The organism is Halorientalis pallida (assembly GCF_004118325.1).
Lineage (GTDB): Archaea > Halobacteriota > Halobacteria > Halobacteriales > Haloarculaceae > Halorientalis > Halorientalis pallida.
Genome location: NZ_RDFA01000006.1, coordinates 138,921 through 164,109, shown reverse-complemented (window position 1 = coordinate 164,109; position 25,189 = coordinate 138,921). Strand labels below are relative to the sequence as shown.

At 67.8% G+C, this 25,189-nt stretch carries 30 protein-coding genes; 16 read left to right on the top strand and 14 right to left on the bottom strand.

Translation table 11 applies throughout. The features are described 5' to 3' along the window. The first annotated feature begins 24 nt into the window (after positions 1 to 24). The 4 genes from EAF64_RS16500 to EAF64_RS16485 all read left to right on the top strand — a co-directional run bounded on the left by EAF64_RS16500 (position 25) and on the right by EAF64_RS16485 (position 2,823). The gene (locus EAF64_RS16500; RefSeq protein WP_129070083.1) at positions 25 to 1,068 is read left to right on the top strand and encodes a lysylphosphatidylglycerol synthase transmembrane domain-containing protein; all 1,044 of its coding nucleotides are present in this window, start codon (positions 25 to 27) and stop codon (positions 1,066 to 1,068) included. A gap of 58 nt (positions 1,069 to 1,126) precedes the next feature. Then, positions 1,127 to 1,588, top strand: coding sequence for a 30S ribosomal protein S19e (locus EAF64_RS16495; protein WP_129070082.1), 462 nt, complete (start codon positions 1,127 to 1,129; stop codon positions 1,586 to 1,588). A 284-nt stretch (positions 1,589 to 1,872) separates the two neighbouring features. Then, positions 1,873 to 2,223: a DNA-binding protein gene (locus tag EAF64_RS16490; RefSeq protein WP_129070081.1), complete on the top strand. Its 351-nt coding sequence runs from the start codon at positions 1,873 to 1,875 to the stop codon at positions 2,221 to 2,223. Further along, positions 2,224 to 2,823 (top strand): DUF7411 family protein, encoded by a 600-nt coding sequence (locus EAF64_RS16485; RefSeq protein WP_129070080.1) that lies wholly within the window; start codon positions 2,224 to 2,226, stop codon positions 2,821 to 2,823. It abuts the gene before it with no gap. Positions 2,824 to 2,835: 12 nt separating this feature from the next. On the opposite strand, the gene EAF64_RS16480 is transcribed toward EAF64_RS16485, so the two are convergent. Together EAF64_RS16480 and EAF64_RS16475 are read right to left on the bottom strand one after the other, a co-directional pair. Next, entirely contained in the window at positions 2,836 to 3,198 is a 363-nt protein-coding gene (locus EAF64_RS16480; RefSeq protein ID WP_227739023.1) for a type II toxin-antitoxin system VapC family toxin, read from the bottom strand. 67 nt (positions 3,199 to 3,265) lie between these two features. Further along, positions 3,266 to 3,544: a type II toxin-antitoxin system HicB family antitoxin gene (locus EAF64_RS16475; protein ID WP_129070078.1), complete on the bottom strand. Its 279-nt coding sequence runs from the start codon at positions 3,542 to 3,544 to the stop codon at positions 3,266 to 3,268. A 115-nt stretch (positions 3,545 to 3,659) separates the two neighbouring features. Here EAF64_RS16475 and EAF64_RS16470 point away from each other — a divergent pair, with 115 nt between their 5' ends. Both EAF64_RS16470 and hisS read left to right on the top strand, forming a co-directional pair. Next, complete coding sequence (locus tag EAF64_RS16470; RefSeq protein ID WP_129070077.1) at positions 3,660 to 4,136, top strand: hypothetical protein; 477 nt, start codon at positions 3,660 to 3,662, stop codon at positions 4,134 to 4,136. 38 nt (positions 4,137 to 4,174) lie between these two features. Next, a complete protein-coding gene (gene hisS / locus EAF64_RS16465) occupies positions 4,175 to 5,476 on the top strand; it encodes a histidine--tRNA ligase (protein ID WP_129070076.1) in 1,302 nt (433 codons plus the stop codon). Here hisS and EAF64_RS16460 read toward each other — a convergent pair. The 4 genes from EAF64_RS16460 to EAF64_RS16445 all read right to left on the bottom strand — a co-directional run bounded on the left by EAF64_RS16460 (position 5,473) and on the right by EAF64_RS16445 (position 9,294). Next, the gene (locus EAF64_RS16460) at positions 5,473 to 6,666 is read right to left on the bottom strand and encodes a hypothetical protein (protein ID WP_129070075.1); all 1,194 of its coding nucleotides are present in this window, start codon (positions 6,664 to 6,666) and stop codon (positions 5,473 to 5,475) included. The genes hisS and EAF64_RS16460 overlap by 4 nt on opposite strands. Continuing rightward, complete coding sequence (locus EAF64_RS16455) at positions 6,659 to 7,729, bottom strand: helix-turn-helix transcriptional regulator (protein WP_129070074.1); 1,071 nt, start codon at positions 7,727 to 7,729, stop codon at positions 6,659 to 6,661. The genes EAF64_RS16460 and EAF64_RS16455 overlap by 8 nt, the downstream gene beginning before the upstream one ends. 184 nt (positions 7,730 to 7,913) lie before the next feature. Then, complete coding sequence (locus EAF64_RS16450) at positions 7,914 to 8,618, bottom strand: hypothetical protein (RefSeq protein ID WP_129070073.1); 705 nt, start codon at positions 8,616 to 8,618, stop codon at positions 7,914 to 7,916. A gap of 178 nt (positions 8,619 to 8,796) precedes the next feature. After that, positions 8,797 to 9,294 (bottom strand): universal stress protein, encoded by a 498-nt coding sequence (locus EAF64_RS16445; RefSeq protein WP_227739022.1) that lies wholly within the window; start codon positions 9,292 to 9,294, stop codon positions 8,797 to 8,799. 25 nt (positions 9,295 to 9,319) lie between these two features. Here EAF64_RS16445 and truA point away from each other — a divergent pair, with 25 nt between their 5' ends. Further along, on the top strand, positions 9,320 to 10,144 hold the full coding sequence (gene truA / locus EAF64_RS16440; RefSeq protein WP_129070072.1) for a tRNA pseudouridine(38-40) synthase TruA: 825 nt from the start codon (positions 9,320 to 9,322) through the stop codon (positions 10,142 to 10,144). Here the strand turns inward: truA and EAF64_RS16435 are convergent, their stop codons facing one another. After that, positions 10,145 to 11,488: a M28 family metallopeptidase gene (locus EAF64_RS16435; RefSeq protein WP_129070071.1), complete on the bottom strand. Its 1,344-nt coding sequence runs from the start codon at positions 11,486 to 11,488 to the stop codon at positions 10,145 to 10,147. 105 nt (positions 11,489 to 11,593) lie between these two features. On the opposite strand from EAF64_RS16435, the gene pepF reads away from it, so the two are divergent. The 3 genes from pepF to EAF64_RS16420 all read left to right on the top strand — a co-directional run bounded on the left by pepF (position 11,594) and on the right by EAF64_RS16420 (position 16,171). Then, a complete protein-coding gene (gene pepF / locus EAF64_RS16430; RefSeq protein WP_129070070.1) occupies positions 11,594 to 13,384 on the top strand; it encodes an oligoendopeptidase F in 1,791 nt (596 codons plus the stop codon). Positions 13,385 to 13,486: 102 nt separating this feature from the next. After that, positions 13,487 to 14,707 carry a proteasome-activating nucleotidase Pan2 gene (gene pan2, locus EAF64_RS16425; RefSeq protein ID WP_129070069.1) on the top strand — a complete coding sequence of 407 codons (1,221 nt, stop codon included), beginning with the start codon at positions 13,487 to 13,489 and terminating at the stop codon, positions 14,705 to 14,707. Positions 14,708 to 14,782: 75 nt separating this feature from the next. After that, positions 14,783 to 16,171 carry a PAS domain-containing sensor histidine kinase gene (locus EAF64_RS16420; protein WP_129070068.1) on the top strand — a complete coding sequence of 463 codons (1,389 nt, stop codon included), beginning with the start codon at positions 14,783 to 14,785 and terminating at the stop codon, positions 16,169 to 16,171. Between the two features lie 36 nt (positions 16,172 to 16,207). Here EAF64_RS16420 and hisH read toward each other — a convergent pair whose 3' ends face one another. The 4 genes from hisH to EAF64_RS16400 all read right to left on the bottom strand — a co-directional run bounded on the left by hisH (position 16,208) and on the right by EAF64_RS16400 (position 18,547). Continuing rightward, entirely contained in the window at positions 16,208 to 16,912 is a 705-nt protein-coding gene (hisH, locus tag EAF64_RS16415) for an imidazole glycerol phosphate synthase subunit HisH (protein WP_129070067.1), read from the bottom strand. A gap of 247 nt (positions 16,913 to 17,159) precedes the next feature. Then, positions 17,160 to 17,744 (bottom strand): uracil-DNA glycosylase, encoded by a 585-nt coding sequence (locus EAF64_RS16410; protein WP_129070066.1) that lies wholly within the window; start codon positions 17,742 to 17,744, stop codon positions 17,160 to 17,162. A gap of 51 nt (positions 17,745 to 17,795) precedes the next feature. Continuing rightward, on the bottom strand, positions 17,796 to 18,359 hold the full coding sequence (locus EAF64_RS16405; protein WP_129070065.1) for an endonuclease dU: 564 nt from the start codon (positions 18,357 to 18,359) through the stop codon (positions 17,796 to 17,798). Then, positions 18,356 to 18,547 (bottom strand): DUF5786 family protein, encoded by a 192-nt coding sequence (locus EAF64_RS16400; RefSeq protein ID WP_092691192.1) that lies wholly within the window; start codon positions 18,545 to 18,547, stop codon positions 18,356 to 18,358. The genes EAF64_RS16405 and EAF64_RS16400 overlap by 4 nt, the downstream gene beginning before the upstream one ends. Positions 18,548 to 18,626: 79 nt before the next feature. Here EAF64_RS16400 and EAF64_RS16395 point away from each other — a divergent pair, with 79 nt between their 5' ends. Both EAF64_RS16395 and EAF64_RS16390 read left to right on the top strand, forming a co-directional pair. Continuing rightward, on the top strand, positions 18,627 to 19,295 hold the full coding sequence (locus EAF64_RS16395) for an MBL fold metallo-hydrolase (RefSeq protein WP_129070064.1): 669 nt from the start codon (positions 18,627 to 18,629) through the stop codon (positions 19,293 to 19,295). A gap of 90 nt (positions 19,296 to 19,385) precedes the next feature. Further along, positions 19,386 to 19,931 (top strand): hypothetical protein, encoded by a 546-nt coding sequence (locus EAF64_RS16390; protein ID WP_129070063.1) that lies wholly within the window; start codon positions 19,386 to 19,388, stop codon positions 19,929 to 19,931. Here EAF64_RS16390 and EAF64_RS16385 read toward each other — a convergent pair. Then, on the bottom strand, positions 19,928 to 20,077 hold the full coding sequence (locus EAF64_RS16385) for a 50S ribosomal protein L40e (protein WP_129070062.1): 150 nt from the start codon (positions 20,075 to 20,077) through the stop codon (positions 19,928 to 19,930). The two genes, EAF64_RS16390 and EAF64_RS16385, sit on opposite strands and share 4 nt — an antisense overlap. An 83-nt stretch (positions 20,078 to 20,160) precedes the next feature. Here EAF64_RS16385 and EAF64_RS16380 point away from each other — a divergent pair, with 83 nt between their 5' ends. After that, a complete protein-coding gene (locus EAF64_RS16380) occupies positions 20,161 to 21,204 on the top strand; it encodes a hypothetical protein (RefSeq protein ID WP_129070061.1) in 1,044 nt (347 codons plus the stop codon). Between the two features lie 64 nt (positions 21,205 to 21,268). Further along, positions 21,269 to 21,430, top strand: a complete 162-nt coding sequence (locus EAF64_RS21125) for a hypothetical protein (RefSeq protein ID WP_193767732.1) — start codon at positions 21,269 to 21,271, stop codon at positions 21,428 to 21,430. 1 nt (position 21,431) lies between these two features. Here EAF64_RS21125 and EAF64_RS16375 read toward each other — a convergent pair whose 3' ends face one another. Further along, positions 21,432 to 21,950 carry a DUF367 family protein gene (locus tag EAF64_RS16375; RefSeq protein ID WP_129070060.1) on the bottom strand — a complete coding sequence of 173 codons (519 nt, stop codon included), beginning with the start codon at positions 21,948 to 21,950 and terminating at the stop codon, positions 21,432 to 21,434. A 52-nt stretch (positions 21,951 to 22,002) separates the two neighbouring features. Between EAF64_RS16375 and EAF64_RS16370 the strand changes: the two genes are divergently transcribed. Both EAF64_RS16370 and EAF64_RS16365 read left to right on the top strand, forming a co-directional pair. Next, positions 22,003 to 23,289: a redoxin domain-containing protein gene (locus tag EAF64_RS16370; RefSeq protein WP_129070059.1), complete on the top strand. Its 1,287-nt coding sequence runs from the start codon at positions 22,003 to 22,005 to the stop codon at positions 23,287 to 23,289. A 48-nt stretch (positions 23,290 to 23,337) separates the two neighbouring features. Continuing rightward, positions 23,338 to 23,676, top strand: a complete 339-nt coding sequence (locus tag EAF64_RS16365) for a nuclear transport factor 2 family protein (protein WP_129070058.1) — start codon at positions 23,338 to 23,340, stop codon at positions 23,674 to 23,676. On the opposite strand, the gene serS is transcribed toward EAF64_RS16365, so the two are convergent. Next, positions 23,673 to 25,055: a serine--tRNA ligase gene (gene serS, locus EAF64_RS16360; protein WP_129070057.1), complete on the bottom strand. Its 1,383-nt coding sequence runs from the start codon at positions 25,053 to 25,055 to the stop codon at positions 23,673 to 23,675. The two genes, EAF64_RS16365 and serS, sit on opposite strands and share 4 nt — an antisense overlap. Between the last annotated feature and the right edge of the window lie 134 nt (positions 25,056 to 25,189).

The following is a 25,189-nucleotide window of genomic DNA, read 5'->3' as shown; positions in this document are numbered from 1 at the left end:
CGGTGACCGGTCCACGGGCGAGATATGGACGGTGAGCGCGGAGCGACGGCCCTCGGGTTCGCCGCCGCTATCGTCGTCCTCGGGATCGTCTTCTGGATCGTCGGCATCGACAAGACACTGCAGGCGCTACGCTCCGCCAGTCTCCCCATCGCACTGCTGGTCGTCCCGGTCGCGGTCTGCTGGCTGACCATGTGGGGGATGGCGCTCCACACAGTTCTGCGAGCACTCGATGCCCCCGTCAGCGCTCCGACGGCCGTGCTCGTGTTCGCGTCGGCGATGTTCGCGAACAACGTCACGCCGTTCGGACAGGCCGGCGGCGAACCGCTGTCGGCGCTGCTGATCTCCGAGTCGGCCGACACCGAGTACGAGACGGGGCTCGCGGCCATCGCGTCGGTCGACGCGCTCCACTTCGTCCCCTCCATCGGCCTGGCGACGCTCGGGCTGGGCTACATCGCCGTCCAGACGGTGACGCTGGGGCGGAACCTGCTGTTGGCGGCGGGTGCCGTCGCCGTCCTCGCGACGGCGGTGCCCCTCGCCGCCTTCCTTGGCTGGCGCTACCGGTACGAACTCGAAGCGGCCGTCGTGCGGGTTCTCACACCGGTCATCCGCGGCGTCGGGCGTCTGATACCCGGGCGGGAGCCGGTGGAACCCGGCGTCATCGAGCGCCGCATCGAGGGCTTTTTCGAGGCCATCGACCGCGTGGCGGCCAGTCGCCGCACCATCGTCCTCGCGCTCGGATTCTCGCTGGCCGGCTGGGTCTCGCTCGCCGGTGCGCTGTGGGTGGCCACGTACGCGGTCGGGGTCACCGTCCCGTTCGCCGCCGTGATGGTCGTGATCCCGATCGGCTCCATCGCGGGGGTGACACCGCTGCCCGGCGGGCTCGGTGGGATCGAAGCGGCGTTCGCCGCGCTCCTCGTGGCGACGACCGGCATCCCCGGTTCGACGGCGTTCGCCGCCGTCTTCATCCACCGCGCCGCGACCTACTGGCTCTCGACGATCACCGGCGGTGGGGTCGCGGCCGCCATCTGGACACAGCGGAGCCGGAAGCGGCGGGCGAACTCCGAGTGACGGCTGCGACGGGTCGCTAACGATGCGCTTTTATGACGCCACGCGGAACGGAGATGCAATGACGACGCTCTACGACGTGCCCGCCGAGGATCTCATCGAGGCGGTCGCCGAGAAGCTCGCCGAGGAAGAGGCCGTGACAGAACCCGACTGGGCCCGCTACACCAAGACCGGCACTGGACGCGAACTCCCGCCCGAGCAGGAGGACTTCTGGCAGCGCCGCGCCGCCAGCCTGCTCCGGAAGGTGGCCGTCGACGGCCCCGTCGGCGTCGAACGCCTCAGCACCGAGTACGGCAGTTCCACCCAGGGATCGACCCGCTACCGTGTCCGCCCGCCGAACAGCACGGACGGCTCCGGCAAGGTCATCCGGACCGCGCTCCAGCAGCTCGAAGACGCCGGCTACATCAACATCGCCCAGGGTGAGGGTCGCAAGGTCTCCCCCGATGGGATGAGTCTGCTCGACGACACCGCGGGCGAGGTTCTGGAAGCCCTCGACCGCCCGGAACTCGAACGGTACGCGTAAGCCGATCTTCTCAGTTTTCTCTCGGCGGGTAGCGGTCGCTGTGGCGGTTGCGGGGCGACGAGCATCCGCCGCCGGATGCGGGGTCACCGTCAGAGCTTCGCTCTGACGAGCACCCACTCGTTCCCTGCGGTCACTCGCGGGTATCACGCGAGCGCGACCAGCGGTCGCGCTCGCGCTTTTTTGCCCACGTTTTTGCAAGGGGGGTTCGCCTCCGGCGAATCCCCCTGCAGTAAAAAGGTGGTCCGTTAGGGTTTTGCGGCTGACCGAGCAATTGTCGGGTAGTCATGAGTGGCGAGCCCGACGACGACGAACTCGAACGGCTGCGACAGGAAAAGATGGAGAAACTGCGCGAGCAGCAACAGGGACAGGGCGGCGGTGAGGCCCAGGAGGCCCAGCGCCAGCAGGCCGAAGCCCAGAAGAAAGCGCTGCTCCGCCAGCACCTGACCGACGGGGCACGCAAGCGGCTGAACACGGTGAAGATGTCCAAGCCCCAGTTCGGCGAGCAGGTCGAAAAGCAGGTCATCGCGCTGGCCCGGAGCGGGCGGATCCAGGGCAAGATCGACGAGGAGAAGATGAAAGACCTCCTCTCGGAGCTGAAGCCCGACTCGAAGAGTTTCGACATCGAACGCCGGTAGATGGACGTCGGCGTCCTCTACAGCGGCGGCAAGGATTCGACGCTGGCCGCGCTCGTCCTCGATCCGTTCTACGAGGTCACCCTCGTGTCGGCGACGTTCGGGATCACCGACGCCGCCGATCACGCCCGCGAGGCCGCCGAAGCCGTGGGCTTTCCACTGGAAACGGTCGAGCTGGACGAAGCAGTCGCCCGTGAGGCCGCCGCGCGCATGGTCGAGGACGGCTTCCCGCGCAACGGCATCCAGGAGGTGCACGATCACGTTCTCGAAGTCGTGGCGGCGGAGTCCTTCTCGGCTGTCGCGGACGGGACCCGGCGCGACGATCGGGTGCCGACGGTCTCGCGGGCGCAGGCACAGAGTCTCGAAGACCGCCACGACGTGGATTACATCGCGCCGCTGTCGGGGTTCGGTCGCGGCGCGGTCGACGACCTCGTGGACGCGACGCTGCTCGTCGAGGAGGGCCCGAGCGAGGAGATCCAGAAAGGCGACTACGAGGCGGAGTTGCGGGCGCTGATCCGCGAGGAGTTCGAGGACGGGGCCATCGAGGACGTGTTTCCCGCGCACGACCAGACGCGGGTGGTGGGGCTTCGGGACAGCGACTGAGCGGACGAATTCTCAGGACTCGACTAAATCACCGGTGTCAGCCGGTGCGAGCGTGAATCCGAGCGTTCTGGAATCGCTGTCGAACCCGAAAATGCGTTCGACGCTACGGTTTTCAGCGAGCACGCCGGTCAAGTGATCGACCAGTGTGATTTCCTGATCGTCGTAACGGTCAGTCGCCTTTCGTGCCACTTCAAGCGCGGATTCGTCCGGGTGGACGACAGTAAAAAGCGAAGAATCGTACACACTGTTCAGGACGGCAGGGACCTGTTCAGGGCCGCTGTTGTGAAGGACCAACGTCGCGAGTTCCGAAAGCACGAACGTACTGACGTAGAGCGGTCGATAGACGAGATTTCCAGCCGCGATGTTCTCGAACACGTAGACTGCGTCGTCGTGGTGTTGGTCGTCAGTATCAAACCTTGCGTAGAGTGCGCCCCTGGACCGCTCATTCGTCGGGATCGGCCTCGTCTGCAATCGTCGCGTCGACGGATTCAGAACCGTCCCCTCGCCCGCTCGCGAACGTTGGAGCTTGCAGGAACGGGTCTTCTGCACCGGTCGCCAATTCTTGATCATCGGCGATGGCCCGGTCCAGTGCCGCCAGTGCCTTCCGGCGTGTTTCGGCCCGTCGAGAGACCCCCCGGTCTTCGTCAGTCGCGACCCACGACCCGTCCTCGTAGGTCAGCGAGATGTCCGTACTCGCTGGCTCGTTCGTTCCGGTACTCATCGGGCGACAGTCGTCGCTCCAGCGAAATAGCTCTTGCTTCGCTGAACGCGAGTGGTGGGACTTCGAGAGACCAGTTGACCAGAAGACATATTCCAACCCGTCGGACGAGGGGTCTATGGTCAACCGCCGGACGGTACTGGGGGGCGTCGCCGTGGCCGCCTCGCTGGCCGGGTGTATTCTGCCGACGCCCGAAGACGAGGATCTGGTGATCCGAAACGAGGACGCATCCGACCATCGGGTCGGCGTCGAGTGTACGAGATCCGAGGAGACGGGTGAGTGTTACAAATTCGAGGGTCCAGTCACCGAGTCTCTCGGCCCCGGCGAATCCAGCCAGGCGGAAGAGGTGTTCTCGGTCACTGACCACAACTACTACCTGCTGCTGTCGGTCACAGTCGACGGGACGGTCGTGACCGAGACGAGGACTGATCCGACCTGGGATGCAGTCCGGGTCGTCGTCGACGGCCCGCAGGAGGTCACCGTCTCTCCGAGCCGTCCAGTCACGACATCGAGAACTTCGAACGGGACTGCCGTGAACGGGACCGACGCGGCCAATACGACGGACGTGAGTCTCGAAACGTCCGACCGACAGTAACGGACAGATTCAAGCGCGGGGTCCCCAAATCGGGGCACATGTACGACGGCCTGAAGGGCTTTCGCGATTTCTACCCCGCGGAGATGGGGCCCCGGCGAGAGGTTATCGACACGCTGGAGGCCACGGCGAAGCGGTACGGCTTCCGCGAGATCGGAACGCCGGCGATGGAACGCACCGAGATGTACGTCGACAAGAGCGGCGAGGGGATCGTCGAGGAGCTGTACGCCTTCGAGGACAAGGGCGGCCGCGACGTCTCGCTCACCCCCGAGTTGACGCCGACGGTCGCGCGCATGGTCGTCGCCAAGCAACAGGAACTCTCGAAACCGATCAAGTGGGTCTCGACGCGACCGTTCTGGCGCTACGAGCAGGTCCAGCAGGGTCGGTTCCGCGAGTTCTACCAGACCAACGTCGACATCTTCGGGTCGGCCGAGCCGGACGCAGACGCCGAAGTGCTCGCCTTCGCGGCCGACGCGCTGACGAACCTCGGTCTGACGAGCGCGGAGTTCGAGTTCCGCGTCTCCCACCGCGACATTCTGGGCGGCCTGCTGGAGGCGTTCGACGCCGACGTGGACACCCGCGAGGCCATCCGCGCGGTGGACAAGTCCGAGAAGATCGACGACGACGAGTACCACGACCTGCTGGTCGCGGCGGGCCTCTCCTACGACCAGGCCGCCGAGTTCGACGACCTGCTGGACACCGACGAGGAGAATCTCGACGAACTGATCGAGTTCGCCGGGACCGACCGGGTGGAGGCGGCGGTGACGAACCTCCAGAACGTGCTGGACGTGGCCGACGACTTCGGCGCGCGGGAGTACTGCACGCTCTCGCTGGAGACCGCCCGCGGGCTCGACTACTACACGGGCGTCGTGTTCGAGTGTTTCGACGCCACCGGGGAAGTCTCCCGGTCGGTGTTCGGCGGCGGTCGCTACGACGACCTCATCGAGAGTTTCGGGGGCCAGCCCACGCCCGCTGTGGGGGTCGCGCCAGGCCTCGCGCCGCTCTCACTCCTCCTCCAGCGAGCGGGCGTCTGGCCCGACGAGGGGTTCACGACCGACTACTACGTCCTGCAGGTCGGCGACACCCGCGAGGTGGCGGCCGGGATCACCCGCGAGTTGCGCGAGCGCGGCCACGTCGTCGAGACCGACCTCTCCGACCGGAGTTTCGGCGGCCAGCTGAACTACGCCGACTCTGTGGACGCCGAGACGGTCGTCATCGTCGGCGAGCAGGACCTCGAAGACGACGCGGTGACGGTGAAGGACATGGCCTCCGGCGACCAGCAACAGGTCCCACTGACGGAATTCCCCGGCGACCACGACCGACCCACGTTCGACGACTTCTAGCCGTCGAACAGGCCGTCGTCGGTCGACTCGTCGCTGTCTCCCGTCTCTTCCTCGTCGACCGTCCCGGTGCTGTCGTCGAAAATGCCGTCGTCACCGGACGGATCGTCTGTCGCGGTCTCGGTGTCGTCGTCGAATATCCCGTCGGTCCCGTCGATGAGGCCGTCCTCGTCGGTGACGTTGCCGTCGAGGTTGCCGTCGAGGTTGCCGTCGAAGTTGCCGCCGAACGGGTCGTCGCTCCCGTCGGTCTCGTTGCCGTCGGTACCGTCACCGTCGAGCAGGCCGTCGGACTCGGAGGGTTCGTCCTCGAACACGTCGTCGAGATCCAGCGACTCGTTGTCCTCGCCCAGGTCGTCGAGCGCGTCGCCGAGCGTGGAGTCGTTTTCGTCGAACGGCCAGTCGGTCCGGTTGGTCGGGTCGACGGTCTCGTTGAGTCCCTCCAGCAGGTCCTCTGCGTCGGCCGCCTCCGCTCCGTCGATCTCGTCGACCACCTCGTCGGCGACCAGGGAGCGACCGAGCACCCGGAGGTCTCGGCGGAGTTCGGCCGTCACCGAGTCGGAGCGGTTGGCCAGCGTTCGGAACCGTTCGGCGGAGAGCCCGTACTCGGCCGTGACGGCGTCGGGGAGGTCCGCGGTGGCGCGTTCGCCGCGGTCGGCGAGTTGCCGGTTCACGGTCGCTTCGACCGAGACGGTGGCCGCGAGATAGGCGTACGCACCGGCCGAGACGGAACGGTTGCCCGCGGCCGATCGGAGCCGTTCGCGACGCTCACGGAGCGAGGCGAGGCGGGCGTCGGCGCGTGTTTCCAGCACCGCCAGCACCGCGGCCCGCTCATCCGGGGAGTCGGCGCGACCGAGCCTGACGACCAGCGTCCGGGTTTCGAGTTGGCCCGCCACCTCGGACTGCTGGGTCCCGATGGTCCCGGCGAGTCGGGCCCCGGCCGACGCCGTCACGTTCGCGTCGCTCTCGTTGTCGCCGGAATCGCCGGTCCGGGCGGCGTCGGCGCTGGCGGCCGTCGCCCCGTTCGCGGTCGTGGTGCTTTCCGCACCGTCGGTGGCCGCCGAATTCGCTGTCGGGGAATCGGCCAGCAGGCCGGCCGCCGGGACGGCGGCCCCGACGACGAGGCAGACGACCAGCACCGCGGCGACGAGGGGGCGCAGGCGGTTCGAGAGTCGGATGTGTGCGCTGTCAGTCATGGGTTTCCTCCGGGAGTGAGATGACGTTCTCGCGGCCGAGGCGGAACACTTCGATCTCGTCGTCGTCCCTGAGTCGGGAGACGACGCGGCTGGTCTTCGAGTCGCCCCAGTCGCAGGCGTCGGCCAGTTCTTGCTGTTTGATCCGGCCGCCGTGGTCGCGGATGGCCGACAGTGCGCGCTCGTCGTCGCTCAGCAGGTCCGCCGACGGGCCGTCGGCGGTGTCGCCGTCGTCGCTGGCTGTCCCTGCCGGCGGACTGGCAGTTCCGGCCGTCGACTCGGCCACGGTCGCCCCGTCGCCGGGTCCGTCCGAGCCGTCGGTCGGCCGTCTGCGGACGTACAGCACGCCGGCGGCCCCGAACGCGGCGACCACGAGGACGGCGACGCCGGCCGCCAGCAGCGGGACCCCGCCGGCGGTCGCCGGGTCGGCGTCGGCCGGTTCGCTGGCGACGATCCGTGGTGCCGTCGAGCCGAAGCCGAGTTCGCCCGTCCAGGCGACCCGGTCGCGCCTGGTCTCGGTCGGGTCGGGCGTCACCCGGTCGAGGCTGTAGCCGTCGGGCCAGGCGACGGTGAGCCGTGTGTCCGGGCCGAGGTAGAAGCCGCTGATGGCGTCGCCGATCCGGAGCGTCGAGTCGTTGCCGCCGACGAACCCGGACCAGGCGAACCGGTAGGTGACGATGCCGGTCGACTGGGCCAGGCGCTGGCGGCGAACCGTCACCGTGACGTTCGAGAGGGCCATCTCCCGGCCGGTCTCGTTCTCGGCCTGCCGGACCGATGGGCGAATGTCGGCGGCGAAGGCCTCGACGTAGGTCGAGCGGTTCGCCTCGATGTCCTGGCGATAGGAGGTGAAGGCCTCCCTCTCGCCGGGTTCGGTCAGGTAGAACTGGTACTGGATCTCCCAGGCGGCGGACCCGTCGGCACCGGCGTCGATCCGGATGAGCGTGCTGTCGGGCGACAGCGACTCGTTGTCCGCGCCGGCGGACTGAGCCGCCGCCGGACCGGCACAGAGCCAGCAGGCGGCGACGACGGCCAGGCCGACCAGCAGCCACCGGGATGCTCGTCTCATTCCGTCCGTGCGTGGATAGGTCGAGTGATCGTAATCTATCTTCGGATGCGAACCGCGAACGGGACCCCAGGGCAGCAAAAGCGACAGCGGGAGTGTCAGGGCGGGACATGTGTATGGGGTTCGGGTGGGTCCCGTGGGGAGTCGGGTGGGTGTTGGTTCGGGTGCTTGCGTGGGGGGAGCGTCGTCAGTCCTCGATCTCGTCCTGGAGATCGTCGACCCCCTCGCTCAGTTCGTCGTTGGCGTCTGCCATCTCCTCGCTGGCTTCCTCGTCGAACTCGTCGAGTTCCTCGGTCACTTCGTCGCGGGCGTCCTCGCGGGCGTCGTCGACGGCGGCGCTCCCGTTCGCGTCCGCATCGACGTCGGCCTCCAGATCGGCCTCGGCGTTGCCCGCCGCGTTGGCGTTCTCGTCGCCCTGGGCGTTGGCCTCGGCGTTCTCGCTGGCGAACAGGCTCAGGACGGTGGCGACGAAGCCTTCGTCGCTGTCGTCACCGTCGTCCGCGCTCGCACTCGCGTTGGTGCTCGCGTCGGCCTGAGCGCTACCCTGGAACGGGAGGTCGATCACGATGCCGAAGGGCAACACGACCTTGCCCTCGGCGCTCACGTCGGCCGAGCCCTCGGCGGCGGCCTCGCCGCGGTCCGCGCGGGCGTCACCGTTCGCGCTCGCCGAGGCGTCGACGGCCACGGCCGCCGAGCCGTTGGCCTCGCCGTCCGCGTCGGCGCTACCGGACGCCGTCACCGCGACCTCGGTACCGGCTTCGGCCGACGCGTCGCCGTTCGTCTCGTTCTCGATCTGTGCGTCCGTGTTCGCGGCCGCCGCTGCGGGCACCGTCGCGGTGAGGACCACCGCGAGCGCCAGTAGCAGCGAACCAGTTCGGGTGTTCAGGCGCATTGCATCCCCAGCTTGTGACCGGAGGGTGGTATAAAGCGGTGGCCCTGGCGGTGCATTCCGCCGGATTGCCGACACTTGCACCGATTCCCACACCGTTGCTGTAATGCGTTTTCGTGAAAAATATCACTAAGAGATAAACTGAACGGTCGAAATATTTAACATGGGTTTCGTGTCCGGGTCAGTTGCCGCCCTCGGTCGCGACGAAGACCGGTCGGCCGGCGTCGAGGAGGACGGCCTGCGTGACGCTGCCGAACAGGGCTTTGCCGATGGGGGACCGTTTCCGGCCGTGGACGGCGATGGCGTCCACGTCGAGTTCGGTCGCGGTCTCCAGGATGACGGACGCGGGATCACCGTGCTCGTGTCGGACCCTGGCGGTCACGCCGGCCGCTTCGAGCGCGTCGACGGCCGCCGTGACGCTCTCGGGCACGTCGTCTTCGTCGTAGATGGCCTCGGAGGAGACGGCTTCGGCCTCGTCGCGAACCTCGAACTGTTCGAAGACGTTGAGGACGGTGACATCGATTTCCCCGGGATCGGCGGGGAGGTCGGTGACGGTCTCGACGAGCGGTGCGGGTTCGTCCTCCGTCGCGAGCAACACGTGATACATGCCCCCCGCTTCGAGCGGCCGGTACTTAGTTCGGCGGACCCGTTCAGTCGCGGCATCCGTCGAAACGCTCATGGCCCTCGCCGAACACGCACGAGCCATGCGCGCGTACCGGGTCGCGTACGACGGACGACGGTTCCACGGGTTCCAGCGCCAGCCCGACGTACCCACCGTCTCTGACACGCTGCTGACGGCATTGGGCGACCTCGACGTGCTGGACGACGAGACGGATGCGCCGCCGGGCTACGCGGCCGCGGGCCGGACCGACGCCGGGGTGTCGGCGGTCGCCCAGACCGTGGCCTTCGACGCGCCCGGCTGGCTGACCCCACGGGCGTTCGACAGCGAACTCCCGCCCGACGTGCGAGTGTGGGCCGTCGCCGACGCACCGACCGGCTTCCACGCCACCCACGACGCGACGCGTCGGGAATACGTCTACCACCTCCACGCGCCACCCGAGTCCGTCGACGACGAGCGCGCGACGGCCGCGTTCGACACGCTCCGTGGCGAACACGACTTCCACAACCTGACGCCCGACGCGAACGGCACCGTGAGAGACCTCCAGGGCACCATCAGCCGGGACGGCGACTACTTCGTGGCACGCGTCCGTGCCGGCGGGTTCGCCCGCCAGCTGGTCCGCCGGCTGGTCGCCCTGCTCGACGAGATCGCCCACGGCGAGCGCGGCCCGGGTGCCGTCGACCGCGTCCTCGCGTCCGAACCACTCCCGGGGCCGGCGGGCGTTCCGGCCGCGCCGCCCGAACCGCTAGTGCTGACCGACGTGACCTACCCCGACCTGACCTTCGAGCGCGACCCCGAGGCCGCCGCGAGTGCACGCGAAATCTTCCGGGAGCGCCGCGTCAGGCACACGACGAGAGCACGTGTAGCCGACGATCTGGTCGCCGGCGTCGGGAGTGAGTCGGCGGAGTAGTCACCAGTCGGTGGGCCAGATACCGGCGGCGACCATCCCGGGCTTCGCGCCGGTCTCGACCAGGCGCTCGCGGACGGCCGCGGGGTCCACGCCGGGCGGCGCTCGGCCGTCGCGAGCGAGTTGCCGGACGAGCAGGGCCGTGACCATCGCGTGTTCGCGGATCGTCCGCACGTCCGCCTTCTCGCGGGTGTCGGCGCGGGTGTGGGTCCAGCCCCGTTCCCAGTGCCCCTCGTCGTCGGGACGCTCGCTGTGAAGTTGGATCGCCGGGACCCCGCGGCGGAGGAACGGCCAGTGGTCGCTGTAAGGGTGGGGGCGTTCGCTGACTTCCAGCGGGTGACCGAGGTCGTCTGTGACACCCGTCGCGAGGTCGGTCAGGGCGTCACTGGTGTGGGTCAGCGCGCGGAGTCGGCGGTACCGGCCGACGCCGTCGCAGTTGACGACGGCCCGGAGCCGGCCAGGGTCGAGGTCCGCGGCCAGCGCCTCGCTCCCGAGCAGGCCGAGTTCCTCGCTCCCGACGGCCGCAACCACGACGCCCGTTCCGAGACTGCTCTCGACGTGGCCGAGAATCCGGAGCGCCCCGAGTAGGACCGCGACACCACAGCCGTTGTCCAGGGCCGCCTCGCCCACGTCGTGCCCGTCGAGGTGCGCCACGAGGAGAATCGACTCGTCGGTGTCGGGCCCCAGGTGGCCGACGACGTTGCGACTCGTCCCGTGATCCGTGTCGGCCGCGACCGAGAGCGACACCGACGCGCCGTCGGCGGCGTACTCCCGGAGCCAGTCGCCCGTCTCGGCGCTGACGCCGGCGCCTGGGATGGCCGCGGCGTCGCCGAACCGGAGCGCGCCGGTCGGCGGCAGCTGTCCGGGCGTGTGGTTGGCGAAGACGAAGGCCGCCGCACCCGCGTCCGCGGCCTGTCCCACCTTCTCCATCCGGTGGATTCGCCGGTCGGCCCCCGCCGGCGTGCCCGTGCTCGCCAGCGCGACGCAGTCGTGGAGGTCGGCAGCCTCGATCTCTGCGGGCGTCCCGTGGCCCACGTCTACCAGCGGCGCGTCCAGCTCCCCGGCCGGCGAGTAGGGGAGGGCGACGGCCTCGAACGCGCGTTCGCGGTCGCGGTCGGGGACGCTGACGGCGAGATCGGTTCGGCCGCGCGTCCACCGAGCCATCTCGAAGGGGCGAGTCTCGACGTCCCTGACCCCTGCGTTACGGAGGGCGTCGCCGACCAGTTCGGCCGCGCGGGCCTCGCCCGGGTGCCCGCCCAGCCGGTCGTCGAGTTCACAGAGTCGGGTCAGCAGGTCCCAGGGGGCGTCGTCGCGCCAGGCCCGGCCGAGCGCCCGGTCGATGTCCATGGGCCGGTTTCGGTTGGCATCCTCAAAGGCTTGCCGCGGCGGGGAGGGCCGGCAGGCCCGGCCGGCGCGTAAAGGCTTACTTCGCGTCGACACGTACTACAGGCAATGAGTTCGGTTCCCGAACGAAGCGACGTCGACGAGGAACACAAGTGGGACCTGGAGGCGCTCTACGCCGACGACGAGGCGTGGGAGGACGCCTTCGAGGAAGTGCAAGAACGGCTGGCGGACCTGGAGGCGTACGAGGGGCGGGTGACCGAGGACGCCGAGACGCTGCTCGACGTGCTCGAACTCCGCGAGGAGATCATGCGGACCGTCTCGAACGTCGCCTCGTACGCGCGGATGCGCAAGGACGAGGACACGACGGATGGCCACTATCAGGCGCTGCTGGCCCGCGCCCAGTCGCTGTCCTCGGAGGCCCAGAGCGCCGCCTCGTTCATCGAACCGGAGCTCCAGGACCTGGACCGCGAGGAGATCGAGGCGATGGTGGCCGAGGAACCCGACCTCGGCGTCTACGACCACTACTTCGACGACGTGTTGCGGATGAAGGCACACACCCGCTCGGCCGAGATCGAGAACCTGTTGGCCGAACTGGGCGAGGTCACGGGCGCGCCCGGCGAGGTGTACAACACGCTCGCCAACGCCGATATGGAGTTTCCCGCAGTCGAAACGCCCGACGGCGAGCAAACACGGATCACTCTCAACAACTTCACGACGCTCCAGAAAAAGCCCGACCGCGAGTTCCGGCAGGACGTCTACGAACAGTTCTACGACGAGTGGGAGACCGTCAGAAATGCGGTCGGCTCGGCCTACAAGAACAGCGTCAAGACCGACAGCAAGCTGGCGAACGCCCGCAACTACGACAGTGCCCGCGAGGCCGCACTGGACGGGCCGAACATCCCCGTCGACGTGTACGACAACCTCGTGGACACGGTCCGGGAGAATCTCGACAAGCTCCACCGTCACGCCGAGTTGAAGCGCGACTCGATAGGCGCAGACGAGTTGCAGATGTGGGACCTCTACGTCCCGATGGTCGAGGGCGAGAGCCCGGAAGTCACCTACGAGGCGGCCCGTGAGTACGTCGTCGAGGCCGTCGCGCCGCTGGGCGAGGAGTACCAGTCCCGGCTCGCGGAGGGTCTGGAATCGCGCTGGGTAGACGTGTACGAGACCGACGGGAAGCAGTCGGGGGCCTACAGCGGCGGGACCTACGACTCTCAGCCGTACATCCTCATGAACTACCAGGACGACGTGTCCTCGATGTACACGCTGGCCCACGAACTCGGCCACTCCCTGCACACCCAGTTCACGAGCGAGGAACAGCCCTACGTCTACTCGGGCTACGAGATCTTCGTGGCCGAGGTGGCCTCGACGGTCAACGAGACCCTGCTCACCCACCACCTGCTCGACACGGTCGAGGACGAACGGCTCCGGCGGCACGTCCTCAACGAGTACCTCGAACGGTTCCGGTCGACGCTCTACCGTCAGACCATGTTCGCCGAGTTCGAACACCGCGCCCACGAACTCTCGGAGGCCGGCGAGGCGCTGACGCCCGACCGGCTGGACGAGCTCTACCGTGAACTGAAAGGCGACTACTACGAACCCGCCGAGATCGACGACCGGATCGCCCGCGAGTGGATGCGGATCCCCCACTTCTACCGGGCCTTCTACGTCTACCAGTACGCGACCGGCATCTCGGCGGCGGTCGCGCTGGTCGACCGGATTCTCGACGAGGGCGAACCGGCGGCCCAGCAGTACGTCGACTTCCTCCGGAAGGGGTCCCGGGAGTACCCGCTGGAACTGCTCCGGGGTGCGGGCGTCGACATGGCCTCGCCCGAACCCGTCGAGTCGGCCCTGAACGTCTACGACGACTACCTCGACGAGTTCGCAGACCTGACCTGAACGGCCGGAAATCGACGGACTCGGACGGGTCCGACCCCGGTGAGGGAAGATGGCCGCGACCCAAAGGCCCTTTTACGAGCACCCATTAGCACCGACAGTCAGATGTCCCGGAGTCCGTCGCTCCCGGACCGGCCGCGCCTCGATCTCGATCCGGAGATGTCTCCGGAAGAGCGGCTGGATGCGTTGCGGGAGCACTTTATCAAGCTGGAACAGGTCAACGACGAGCTATCGTCCCAACTCGACTCGGCCGAGGAGCGTCGCGACAACCTCAGTGGCGAGGTCGACCGACTGGAACGGGAAAACGAGACGCTCAAAACGTCGTCGCTGTACATCGCCACGGCCGAGGAGGTCACCGAGGAGGGCGTCATCGTCAAACAGCACGGCAACAACCAAGAGGTGCTCACGGAGGTGTCGCCGAACCTCCGCGAGGAACTGGAAGCGGGCGACCGGGTGGCTATCAACGATTCGTTCTCCGTCCAGACGCTGCTAGACGCCGAGACCGACGCCCGCGCCCAGGCGATGCAGGTCGACCACAGCCCCGACGTGGTGTACGAGGACATCGGCGGCCTCGACGAGCAGATCCGCGAAGTCCGGGAGGCCGTCGAGGAACCGCTGGTCAACGCCGAGCAGTTCCGGGAAGTCGGCATCGATCCGCCCAGCGGCGTCCTGCTCCACGGCCCGCCGGGCACGGGGAAGACGATGCTCGCGAAGGCGGTCGCCAACGAGACCGACGCCACCTTCATCAAGATGGCCGGCTCCGAGCTCGTCCGGAAGTTCATCGGCGAGGGCGCGCGGCTGGTCCGGGACCTGTTCGAGCTCGCCTCCGAACGCGAACCCGCCATCATCTTCATCGACGAGATCGACGCCATTGCGGCCAAGCGGACTGAGTCCAAGACCTCCGGCGACGCAGAGGTCCAGCGGACGATGATGCAGTTGCTCTCGGAGATGGACGGATTCGAGGATCGCGGCGAGATCCGCATCATCGCCGCCACCAACCGCTTCGACATGCTCGACCGCGCGATTCTCCGCCCTGGCCGCTTCGACCGCCTCATCGAGGTCCCCGAACCCGACGCCGAGGGCCGCGAGCGCATCCTGGAGATCCACACGTCGGATCTCAACCTCGCCGAAGAACTCGACCTGGCGGCCATCGCCGCCGAGACCGAGGGCTTCAGCGGTGCCGAACTCGCCAGTCTCACGACCGAAGCCGGGATGTTCGCCATCCGCGACGGCCGCACGGAGGTCCGCATGGAAGACTTCGAGGACGCCCGCGAGAAGGTCACCGACGAGGAGAGTGCCGAGACGGGCCCCATCGCGTTCTACTAATTCGGTCTTTTTTTGCGCCGAACCGGCGTGAGATCGGCCAGCACCCTTTTGATCGTCGGCCCTCTGTTTCGAGCAATGGAGTGGCCCGGCCCCGCGGAGGCGTTGCTCGAGCACGCCCGGGACAAGATCGTCGTTCTCGACGAGGAGGGGACCTTCCGCTACCTGAACCGAGCGACAACGGATATTCTCGAGTTCGAGCCCGATGAGCTCCAGGGCGAGAACGCTTTCGAGCACATCCACCCCGACGACCGCGAACAAGTCCTCTCGCGGTTCGAGCGGGTCGTGGCCGGCCGGGAGTACGACGGGACCGTCGAGTACCGTCACCGGACCGGTGACGGATCGTACATGTGGCTCGAGAGCCGGATCGCCAAACTCACCGATCCGGAGGGGTACATCGTCAGCTCACGGGACATCACCGAACGGATCCAGGCCGAACGCGAGCGTGACGAGACCGCGGAGCGTCTCGAGGAACTCGCCGCCAAGGCCGACGACGTGCTGTGGATGTTCTCCGCCGACTGGTCCGAGTTGCTCTTTCTCAACGCGGCGTACGAGCCGATCTACGGCCAGTCGGCCGACAAAGTCCGAGCGAATCCGCAGTGCTTCCTCGACGCAGTCCACCCCGACGACCGAACGGCGGTCCGTGACGGCATGGCCCGCCTCTCGGCCGGCGAGTCGGTCGACATGGAGTACCGCGTCAACCGGAGGCACGACTACAGCCGCTGGGTCTGGGTCCAGGCCGAACCGATCTCCGAGGCGGGTGACGTCGTCCGGATCGTCGGATTCACACGCGACGTGACCGACCGGCGACGCCGCGAGCGACAGTTGCGCGTGATCGACACCATCCTCCGGCACAACCTCCGCAACGACCTCAACACCGTCATCGGCCACGCCGAGTACGTGTCCGAACATCCCGAGGACGACCCGCCGACCCACGCCAGTGCCATCGAGCGAACGGCCCAGGAGTTGCTGTACAAAGCCGAGAAACAGCGCCGGACCATCGAGTTGCTCACCGATCCCGTCACCCCGTGTCGGATCGAGGTGACGACCGCCATCGAGGAGGCCGTGGCGACGGTCACGGATCACTATCCCGGTGCCGACATCGAGACCGACCTCCCGGCGTCGCTGCCGATCTGTGCGATCGGCGAGATCGGCACCGCGATACAGGAACTGCTCGGCAACGCCGCGAAACACGCCGAGGCGTCACCGTGGATCCGGGTCACCGCGGGCCAGGTCGACGACCGCGGCGTCGTCGAGATCGAAGACAGCTGCCCCCCGATCCCCGACTACGAGTACCGCGTCCTGACCGGCGAAGAGGAGATGGACGGCGTCACCCACACCAGCGGCCTCGGCCTCTGGCTCGTCTACTGGGTCGTCGACCTCTCGAACGGCACCATCAGCTTCGAGTCCGACGACGACGGCAACACCGTCACCGTCTCGCTCCCGCTGGCGACGTCGGAGACGTAGAGCTCGCTCGCTACCGCTCGCAACCACGACGGCGAACTACTCCTCCGCGCAGATCTCCACGAAGTTCCGCAGAATCTGCAGCCCAGTCTCCCCCGACTTCTCGGGGTGGAACTGCGTCCCGAAGACCGTCCCGCTCTCGTCGGCGATGATGCTCGGGAAGTCCAGCCCGTAGTCGGTCGTCGCGACGACCGCCTCGTCGGCTTCGGGTTCGGCGTAGTAGGAGTGGACGAAGTAGGCGTGTTCCCCGTCGACGGAGCCGCCTTCGGCGACTCCGTCTGCCCGTGGGATCTGCGATCCCACACTGTCGACGCCGTCGACCAGCGGGTGGTCCCGTTGCACGTCGAGTTCGTTCCAGCCCATGTGGGGCACCTTCTGGTCGCCGTGGAACCGCCGGTTGGTCCCGGGGATCAGGTCCAGCCCTTCGGCCTCGCCCTGGCCCGCGTGGTCGGCCTCCTCGCTCGTGGTCAGGAGCATCTGCATCCCGAGACAGATGCCGAAGAGGGGCGTTCCCTCGTCGGCGGCGTCGGCCAGGGCCGCCCGGAAGGGACCGGCGTTCTCCATGCCTTCGCTGAACGCGCCGACGCCCGGGAGGACGATGCCGTCGGCGCTGTCGACGGCGGCCGGTTCCTCGATCAGCTCGACCGACGCGCCCGCGCGCTCCAGCCCGCGGGTCACGCTCCGGAGGTTCCCTAACCCGTAGTCGACGACGACCACTTCGGCGGCCGTCTGGGTCGTACTCATGAGCGACGGTTGGGGGGTCCGGGCCAAGTCAGTTCCGTTCCAGCCGAGTGAAACGAGGCTGGAGCTCGGGAGAGCTTTGCTCTCTCGGTGTTCCCGCGAACAGGGCGGGACCGGAGATCCCGCTGGCAGCCGGCGCGTAGTCGTTCGAAAGGCGCGAGCCGCATTTCGTGACGACGAGAGAGCAAAGCTCTCTCGAACCACGCCGGCGACGAAGTGAGCGGGGCGTGGCGCGAAGCGCCACGGACGGTCAGAACGAGCCGAGCGTCGACTGCCCGCCCGAGCCGGTCAGGTCTGCGGCGCGCTGGATGGTTTCCTCGAAGGTCGCCTCCTGGCTCCGGTCGTACAGGGTCGCCGCCGGGTGGACCGACACCATGACGGTCCGAGGCTCGCCCGCGATGGGGGAGTCGAACGTGTCGCCGGCCTCGCCGGTCACGGCGACGTCCCGTTCGAGCAGGTGTTCGCTCGGGACCTTCCCGAGCGTGACGATCACCGTCGGATCGACGGCGTCGATCTCCCGTTCGAGGTACTCACGGCAGTTGGCCAGTTCCTCGGCCCGCGGGTCGCGGTTCTCCGGCGGCCGACAGCGTACGCAGTTGGTGATCCGCACGTCGGCGCGCGCCAGTCCGGCAGTTCGGAGCGCGTCGTCGAGTACCGTGCCGCTCCGGCCGACGAACGGTTCGCCCTGGTCGTCCTCGTTCGCGCCGGGCCCCTCGCCGACGAACAGCAGGTCCGCGTCCGCCGGCCCGACGCCGTTGACGATCCGGCTCCGGCACTCGGCGAGGTCGGGACAGCGTGTACACTCGACTACCGTCAGCTCCTCCATCTCGCCCATGGGGTCGCTCCGGCAGGCGGAGACAAAAGTGAGTCGCCTGCGCCCGCCCGGTCAGCCCGAGCCCGCGCGCCGGAACTCGTCGGCCCCGCGGGCGGCCAGGCGCGCGACCCGGAGCGGTTCCGGGCGGCCACCCTCGGGTGTGAAGCCGTCGACGACCGCGGTCGCCTCGTCGTCGTCGAGTCCGACCGCGCGGACGAAGAGCGTCTCGTCGCCGACGCCGACACGGTGGCGGTCGGGCTGGTCGTGATAGATCGCCAGCCGTCGGTCGAGAGCGTCACCGTCGAACTGCTCGCGGAGGGCCGATTCGAGGCCCGCACTCTCTTCGTAGGTCACCGAACAGACGGGTCGGTCCGTGTGGTCGGCGACGCGGTGCAGGTCGACGACGTTGAACCAGGCGGGAGCGATCCCGGAGACGAGGACGTATCGGACGTCCTCACGGCCGAGGTCGTCGAACAGCGCACAGACGGTGTCCGTGGCGTCGGTCCCGCCGACGGTGCAAGTCCCGAAGCTGAAGCCGTCGACGACGCGGCTCGCGCGGGTCACGACGCCGGCGAGCGTACTCCGGTCCTCGCGAAAGGACTCGGCGATGCCGAGGGCACGGACCCCTCGCTTCACGTGTTCTCGTCTTCGTCCTCTTTGATGTGCTTGAGTTTGTCGAGGAGTTCGTCGTTCGACGCGCTGAACTCGTACTCGACGTCGCCGTCGTGGGTGTTCTCGGATGTTGATACGCCGTCGTCGTCCTCAAAATCAGTGTCGTAGTCCTGATTTTCCTGTTCGGACTCGTCGTAGCTCCCGAACCCCATGTACGTTCATTTGAGTTGCAGAGTAAAAAGTATCTCGCCGCCCGGTACCCTGATACGCCCCCCGGCCGACCACGTGAACATGGACGTGTACAACGTCACGGCCGACGCGGAGACGTTTACCTGCAACGCCTACCTGGCGCTGGGGGAGCGCCCCGTACTGGTCGACGCCGGCGCGATGGACGGCGTCGTCGACGCCATCCGCGACCACACACGCGACCTCGACGCCGTCGTCCTCACCCACCAGCACGGCGACCACGTCGCACAACTGGACGTCGTCCTCGACGAGTTCGACGCCGACCTCTACGCCTACGGCCCCCACGACCGCCGGACCGTCGAACTGGAGGACGGCGATCAGGTCATGCTCGGTGACGAAGCCTTCGACGTGGTGTACACACCCGGACACGCCGACGACCACGTCTCGCTCGTCAGCGAAACCACGCTGTTCAGCGGCGACGTCGTCGTCCACGACGACGGCGCGTTCGACTACGGCTCGTTCGGCCGGACCGACATGGCCGGCCAGTCCCGCGAACGGTTGATCGAGAGCATCCGCGACCTGCTCGACCGCATGCCCGAGGGCGGTCGCGCGAGCGATGCGAGCGCGGCCTCGGGAGCCGAGCGAAGCGAGTCTGCCGGCGTCGAACACATGTACGCCGGCCACGGCGACACGTTCGAGGGAGCCGTGCGCGACGTCTTGGAGACGGCGCTGGAGCGCGCGGAGAAACGAGAGCCGAAGTACCCCGACGAGTAGGATAGAACCCGAGGGGGTGCTCAAAAAGACGTGTCTATCCGAATCCACACGAGTTATCACAGACTCGGGAGACACCCCCGAGTACCAACTGTGGGACTCCGAGACTGGGTGTTCGGCGGCGACGAGACGGCGCTGGAGACGGCCAACCGGCTCCGTGGAACGGCCAAGGAATCGCCCGGAGAAGTCGACGTGGACCGACTGGTCGGCCTGGCGGTCGACCCCGGGGAGCACGCGGTGTCGCGCGCCGCGGCCAACGGGGTCACCGCCCTGGTCGAACAGCGCCCGGGCCGGCTGTTCGATCACGTGCCCGAGCTGATCGAGGCGACGATGGTGCTCGAGGGTGTCGGCTCGAAACAGCGTGGGGCGTTCGCGCGAGCGGTAGAACACGTCGCGGACGAGGACCCCAGCGTCGTCGCGCCCGAGGCGGATCGGCTGGTCGACTCGCTAGAGGCCGAGCTGGAGGCCGACAAGCAGCCGGGCAGCGACGTGTACATCGACCCCGACAAGGCGGCCGGGCTCAGTCACGCCGCGGCCGCCGCCGGGATCGACGACGCGACGCCGTTGCTGGAACGGCTGCGACGCCACTCCGAGCCGACGGTCAGCGACGCCGCGAGGGCGGCGTTACGAGAACTCTAGGCCGCGTTGCGTTCGCGGTTCTTCGGTCGGAGGTTCCCGTAGCCACACTTCCGGCAGCGGTCCGCCTTGTTCGGGTTGCGCGCGTTACACCGCATGCAGATCATCTTCGACAGAATGCGGTCTTCCGCTTTCTCGAACGTAGCCATGAGCGCCTGTTTCCCGTCGTCGTGGTTAAGTGTTCCGAGACCACCCGGACTGGCTTTTTGACCTCACCCACCGTAGTCGGCGTATGTTCTACGACCGGGTCGCCGACCTGCCGCTCGTCGTCGAGGAGATCGACCTGACGCTCCAGGAGCGGGACACCACCAGCGGGTTCGCGCGCGCCACCACGACCGTCGCGCTCTCGGGCCAGGGCGAGACGGGCCGCGGCGAGGACGTGACCTACGAGACCGATCTCCACCACGACCTCGCCGAGGCCGGCCTCCCCGACCTGACCGGCGAGTACACGTTCGCCGAGTTCTCCGCTCGCGTGGGCGAACTGGACCTGTTCCCGACGCCACCCGAGCGCGAGGACTTCCGACACTACCGCCAGTGGGGCGTCGAGAGCGCCGCGCTCGACCTGGCGCTCCGGCAGAACGACCTCGACCTGGCGTCGGCACTCGACCGCACGTACGACCCCGTCCAGTTCGTCGTCAGCACGCGACTGGGTGAACCACCCAGCACCGACCGGCTGGAACAGGTCCTCGACGTCAGGCCCGGCACCGAATTCAAACTCGACCCGACGACCGACTGGACCGCCGACCTCGCCGCCGCGGTCGCCGATCTCGCGCCCGTCCGCATCTGTGACCTGAAAGGCCAGTACTCGGGGACCGAGGTGGACGCGCCGGCCGACCCCGACCTCTACGACCTGGTACTGGAGACGTTCCCCGACGCCGTGATCGAAGACCCCAACCTCACCGACGAGACGCGACCGCTGTTCGAGGGCCACGAGGATCGGGTCTCCTGGGACGCCCCGATCACCGGGGTCGAGAGCATCGAAGCCCTGCCCTTCGAACCCGACTGGCTCAACGTCAAGCCCTCCCGATTCGGGAGCGTCGAGTCGCTGTTCGCGAGCATCGAGTACTGTCTGGAGCGGGACGTTCGGATGTACGGCGGCGGCCAGTTCGAACTCGGTGTGGGTCGTGGCCACATCCAGGCGCTGGCCTCGCTGTTCTATCCGGACGGGCCCAACGACGTGGCTCCGGGCGGGTACAACGATCCCGAATTCGAGGGGGATCTGTCACCGAGTCCGCTCGAACCGCCGTCGGAGCCGACCGGGTTCCGGTGGTCCTGACGCCGGGGTTCGAATCTCGAACTCACCAGCAGTTTTGAAGTCGGTCGCCCGTCTTGTCGTGCGTATGGTCCTCCAGTTTTTCTGGTTCGTGTTCGGCCTCGTAATCACCGTCAGCATCATCGCCATCGGCGCGTACATCGGTACACTCCGCGCGCTCGACACGTTCTACGGCGACGGCGACAGCATGTTCCTCTCCGAGGAGTTCCACGGCCGGCAGGAACGGTGAGCTACTCCCGGTCGAGGTAGTCGTCCTGGACGTCGAGAATCTCCGCGGAGTCGGTGCACTCGGCGTACCGCCGGAGCGGTTCGTCGTTGAGTTCGAGGAAGGTGTGGCCCCAGGTGAACTTCGACATGAGTCGCTCTGCGTGGTCGCGCTGGCCGAGGATACACAGCGCTCCGGCGAAGGCCTCGACGGTGTTCAACTCGAAGGGCGTCCCGTAGTTGACGGGGTTGCCCGCGACGAGGAATGGCAGAGAGCGGTGGATACCCTCCAGGTCGAACGCCTCGCGTTCGGCGGTCTCCCAGGAGCAGTCGAGTGCGACGAGACGGTCGTGGCGCGCACCGGCGCCGACGCCGTCTTCGGGCGAGAGCGCCCGCTCGGCGAAGGGGTTGAGAACGATACCCGGTGGTGTCGACCGGGTCGCCCGGTGTAACTCCGCGAGGTCGAACCGCGCGAGTTTCCGGGCGCTGCACTTGTCGGGGTCGTCGTCGCCCTCGTAGCGGACGTGCAGGCCGTACGCGCCCATCGAGTGGACAAACGCAGTCAGGGTTTAAGTCCCTTGCAGTAGAGTTTCGGATGTGTTATCGGAAGGGACGGTGGCTCCAACCGTTACGCTGCCCGGCGTGGTCGACGGCGCGCCGAGAGACGTCTCCCTCGACGACTACGTCGGGAGCGGGATCGTCGTGCTGGCGTTCTATCCGGCCGATTTCAACCCCTCCTGCGAGGACGACTCCTGTGACCTGACCGAACTCGACCTGTTTACGATGCAGCGGGACGTGGACATCTTCGCCATCAGTACCGATAGCGTGTTCAGCCACCGTGCGTACGCAGAGGAATACTCCCTGTCGATTCCGCTCCTGAGCGACACCCACGGCGAGGCCGTCGAGGCCTACGACGTGGCCCTGGACAGCGACCAGTTGCTGTCCGAGCGCGCGGTGTTCGTCATCGACCAGGAAGGCGTGATCCAGTACGCGTGGTCGACGGCCGATCTGGAACGCCGACCGAACATCGACGCGGTCAGGGAGGCCGTCTCCGAGATCGGCGGCGACTCCACCGCCGTCGGCCGCTACCGCGTCGGCCACGCCCACTACATCGAGGCCCGACGCGCGTTCACCAGCGCGATGAAGAGCTTCGAGGACCGCGACTGGCTGATCGCGCAGGGTGACTTCCAGCGGGCGATGGAGGAGTTCCAGGAGTCCGCGGACCAGTTCGAGAGCGCCGTCCGGTTCGCCGAGTCCGAAGCGCTCGAACAGGGGTTCGAGCGCGCTCAGGAGAAGGCCACCGCGCTCTGGCAGGCCGCCGAGTGGCTGGCCGAATCCGCGAGCGAGTACGCCAGCGGCGACGGGAAGGAGGCCGACGAACTCCGGCAGGACGCCGAGACGCCCCTGGAGAAAGCCCGCGACATCGGCGAGCCGCCGGACCCCGACGACATCACGCTCGACGCGGACGGGACGGCCACGGAGACATCCGGCACAGAGCCGGACGACTCACTCGACGCCCCGACCGATCCCGCCGAGGACGAGGACACGTCCGAACCCGGCGGTGACGCCGACGGCGACCCCGGCGAACAGGACGACGTGGACGCCGCCGTCGAAGACGTCGCCGTCGACGAGGACACGGCCGAGAGCGACGACGGGGCACGGGCCGGAAACGGCGACCGCGACGCCGGCGGCGTCTCCAGCGCCGTCGAGTTCGACGTGGCTGACGACGGCAGGACCGACGGAACCGACGGCGTAACGGCCCCGAGCGACGGGACCGACGAACCGTCGTCCGACGAGTCGGTGTCGACGGGCGCGAGCCCCGACGACGACGCGGACGGCGAGGACGAGGACATCGAACTCGACCTGAAAGACCCGACGGAGTGACGGAACCGGGGCCCACACTTTCTCGGCCCCCGCCCCCCAAGGACGAGCATGGACCGCGACGCGACCGCCCGCGCGTACTACCGGGCGCTCGACGACGACGACTACGAAACGCTCGCCGACCTGCTGGCCCCCGAGTTCGTCCACTACCGACCCGACCGCACCATCGAGGGTCGGGACCGGTTCGTGACATTCATGCGTGAGGAACGGCCGATGAAAGCGACGAGTCACCCGCTCGATGGGGTCTTCGAGGAGAGTGGGAGCGACGGCGACGTCGCCGTCCGCGGCCGACTACTCGACCCCGACGGTGAGCCGGTCGTCTCGTTCGTGGACATATTTGCCTTCGAAGGAGAGAGAGTGGAGACGATCCACACCTACACGCAAGCCTAGTCTTTCTCGCCCGCGCCGACGGCGCTCTCGCCGACGGGTTCGTGGCCCTCGATGACTTCTTGGCCGCCCATGTACTCCCGGAGGGGTTCGGGGACGGTGACGGTGCCGTCCTCGTTCTGGTAGTACTCCATGATGGCGACCATCACACGCGGGACGGCCAGGCCGGAGCCGTTCAGGGTGTGGAGGTACTCGGCGGACTCGTGGCGCTCGGGCCGGTAGCGGATGCCCGCCCGACGGGCCTGGAAGGCCTCGAAGTTCGAGACCGAGGAGACTTCGAGCCAGCGGCCGCCCTCCTCGGGCCCCTCGTCCATGTCGTCGCCGGGTGCCCACACCTCGATGTCGTACTTCTTGGCCTGGGTGAAGCCCATGTCGCCGGTACACATCTCCAGCACGCGGTATGGAAGACCCAGTTCTTCGAGGACTGCCTCGGCCTCGCCGCGGAGTTCTTCGAGGCGGTCGTAGCTGTTCTCCGGGCGGACGAAGTTGACGAGTTCGACCTTGTTGAACTGGTGGACGCGGACGATTCCTCTCGTTTCGGTGCCGTGTTCGCCGGCCTCCCGCCGGAAGTTGGGGGTGTAGGCCTGGTGTTTGAGCGGGAGGTCGTCGTCCAGCAGGATCTCGTCGCGGTACATGTTGGTGACCGGTACCTCCGCCGTCGGGAGCAACCAGAGGTCGTCCTCGTCGTAGGGGTCGTCGTTGTCGCCGCCGACGCGGTAGGCGTCCTCGACGAACTTGGGGAACTGGCCGGTCCCCTCCATCGAGGCGCTGTTGACCGGGATCGGCGGGAACACGTCGGTGTAGCCCTGCTCGCGGTGCAGATCGAGCATGAACTGGATCAGAGCGTGTTCCAGCCGTGCGCCCTCCCCCTGCAGGAAGTAGAAGCCGCCGCCGGAGACTTTCGCCCCGCGCTCGAAGTTCAGGATGTCCAGTTCTTCACCGAGGTCGTAGTGGGGTGTCACGTCGGCGGGCAGGTCACGCAGGCCGTCGAATCCTTCGCGGGCGATTTCGACGTTGTCGCTCTCGTCGTCACCGACGGGAGCGTCATCGTGGGGGATCTGGGGCAGTTCCAGCAGCGCCTCCTCCAGTTTCGCCTCGAGATCGGCGGCGCGGTCCTCGACCTCCTCCAGTTCGGCCTTCAGTTCACCCGACCGGTCGATGGCCTCCTGGGCCGCCTCCTCTTTGCCCTCCTGTTTGAGCTGGCCGATCTTCGAGGAGACCTCGTTGCGCTCGTGGCGGAGGTCGTCGCCGCGGGCCTTCAGGTCGCGCCACTCCTCGTCGATCTCGAGGATGTGGTCGAGGTCCACGTCGTCGACACCCTTGTTCTCGAGGGCGTCCCTGACCGTCTCGGGGTTCTCGCGGAGGAACTGCCTGCTGATCATTTGCTCGGATCTTTTCCGTGCCGTGGCAAAACCGTGTCGCTCTCCGCGAACGTCGGAGTGGCGGCCGTCGGCCCCGGACCGCGGTTCAGCGTGTGAAACCGTCCGCGAGTTTATGATCGCGTTCGACCACAGAA

Coding starts and splice junctions, on each gene's coding strand:
- EAF64_RS16380 (WP_129070061.1), top strand. CDS start 20,161: ATGTTCTACGACCGGGTCGCCGACCTGCCGCTCGTCGTCGAGGAGATC.
- EAF64_RS16410 (WP_129070066.1), bottom strand. CDS start 17,744: ATGGGCGAGATGGAGGAGCTGACGGTAGTCGAGTGTACACGCTGTCCC.
- EAF64_RS16460 (WP_129070075.1), bottom strand. CDS start 6,666: ATGACTGACAGCGCACACATCCGACTCTCGAACCGCCTGCGCCCCCTC.
- EAF64_RS16435 (WP_129070071.1), bottom strand. CDS start 11,488: ATGGACATCGACCGGGCGCTCGGCCGGGCCTGGCGCGACGACGCCCCC.
- EAF64_RS16400 (WP_092691192.1), bottom strand. CDS start 18,547: ATGGGGTTCGGGAGCTACGACGAGTCCGAACAGGAAAATCAGGACTAC.
- EAF64_RS16375 (WP_129070060.1), bottom strand. CDS start 21,950: ATGGGCGCGTACGGCCTGCACGTCCGCTACGAGGGCGACGACGACCCC.
- EAF64_RS21125 (WP_193767732.1), top strand. CDS start 21,269: ATGGTCCTCCAGTTTTTCTGGTTCGTGTTCGGCCTCGTAATCACCGTC.
- EAF64_RS16470 (WP_129070077.1), top strand. CDS start 3,660: ATGGTCAACCGCCGGACGGTACTGGGGGGCGTCGCCGTGGCCGCCTCG.
- EAF64_RS16495 (WP_129070082.1), top strand. CDS start 1,127: ATGACGACGCTCTACGACGTGCCCGCCGAGGATCTCATCGAGGCGGTC.
- EAF64_RS16490 (WP_129070081.1), top strand. CDS start 1,873: ATGAGTGGCGAGCCCGACGACGACGAACTCGAACGGCTGCGACAGGAA.
- EAF64_RS16385 (WP_129070062.1), bottom strand. CDS start 20,077: ATGGCTACGTTCGAGAAAGCGGAAGACCGCATTCTGTCGAAGATGATC.
- serS (WP_129070057.1), bottom strand. CDS start 25,055: ATGATCAGCAGGCAGTTCCTCCGCGAGAACCCCGAGACGGTCAGGGAC.
- EAF64_RS16420 (WP_129070068.1), top strand. CDS start 14,783: ATGGAGTGGCCCGGCCCCGCGGAGGCGTTGCTCGAGCACGCCCGGGAC.
- EAF64_RS16485 (WP_129070080.1), top strand. CDS start 2,224: ATGGACGTCGGCGTCCTCTACAGCGGCGGCAAGGATTCGACGCTGGCC.
- EAF64_RS16365 (WP_129070058.1), top strand. CDS start 23,338: ATGGACCGCGACGCGACCGCCCGCGCGTACTACCGGGCGCTCGACGAC.
- truA (WP_129070072.1), top strand. CDS start 9,320: ATGCGCGCGTACCGGGTCGCGTACGACGGACGACGGTTCCACGGGTTC.
- EAF64_RS16455 (WP_129070074.1), bottom strand. CDS start 7,729: ATGAGACGAGCATCCCGGTGGCTGCTGGTCGGCCTGGCCGTCGTCGCC.
- EAF64_RS16500 (WP_129070083.1), top strand. CDS start 25: ATGGACGGTGAGCGCGGAGCGACGGCCCTCGGGTTCGCCGCCGCTATC.
- EAF64_RS16395 (WP_129070064.1), top strand. CDS start 18,627: ATGGACGTGTACAACGTCACGGCCGACGCGGAGACGTTTACCTGCAAC.
- pepF (WP_129070070.1), top strand. CDS start 11,594: ATGAGTTCGGTTCCCGAACGAAGCGACGTCGACGAGGAACACAAGTGG.
- hisS (WP_129070076.1), top strand. CDS start 4,175: ATGTACGACGGCCTGAAGGGCTTTCGCGATTTCTACCCCGCGGAGATG.
- pan2 (WP_129070069.1), top strand. CDS start 13,487: ATGTCCCGGAGTCCGTCGCTCCCGGACCGGCCGCGCCTCGATCTCGAT.
- EAF64_RS16475 (WP_129070078.1), bottom strand. CDS start 3,544: ATGAGTACCGGAACGAACGAGCCAGCGAGTACGGACATCTCGCTGACC.
- EAF64_RS16445 (WP_227739022.1), bottom strand. CDS start 9,294: ATGAGCGTTTCGACGGATGCCGCGACTGAACGGGTCCGCCGAACTAAG.
- hisH (WP_129070067.1), bottom strand. CDS start 16,912: ATGAGTACGACCCAGACGGCCGCCGAAGTGGTCGTCGTCGACTACGGG.
- EAF64_RS16450 (WP_129070073.1), bottom strand. CDS start 8,618: ATGCGCCTGAACACCCGAACTGGTTCGCTGCTACTGGCGCTCGCGGTG.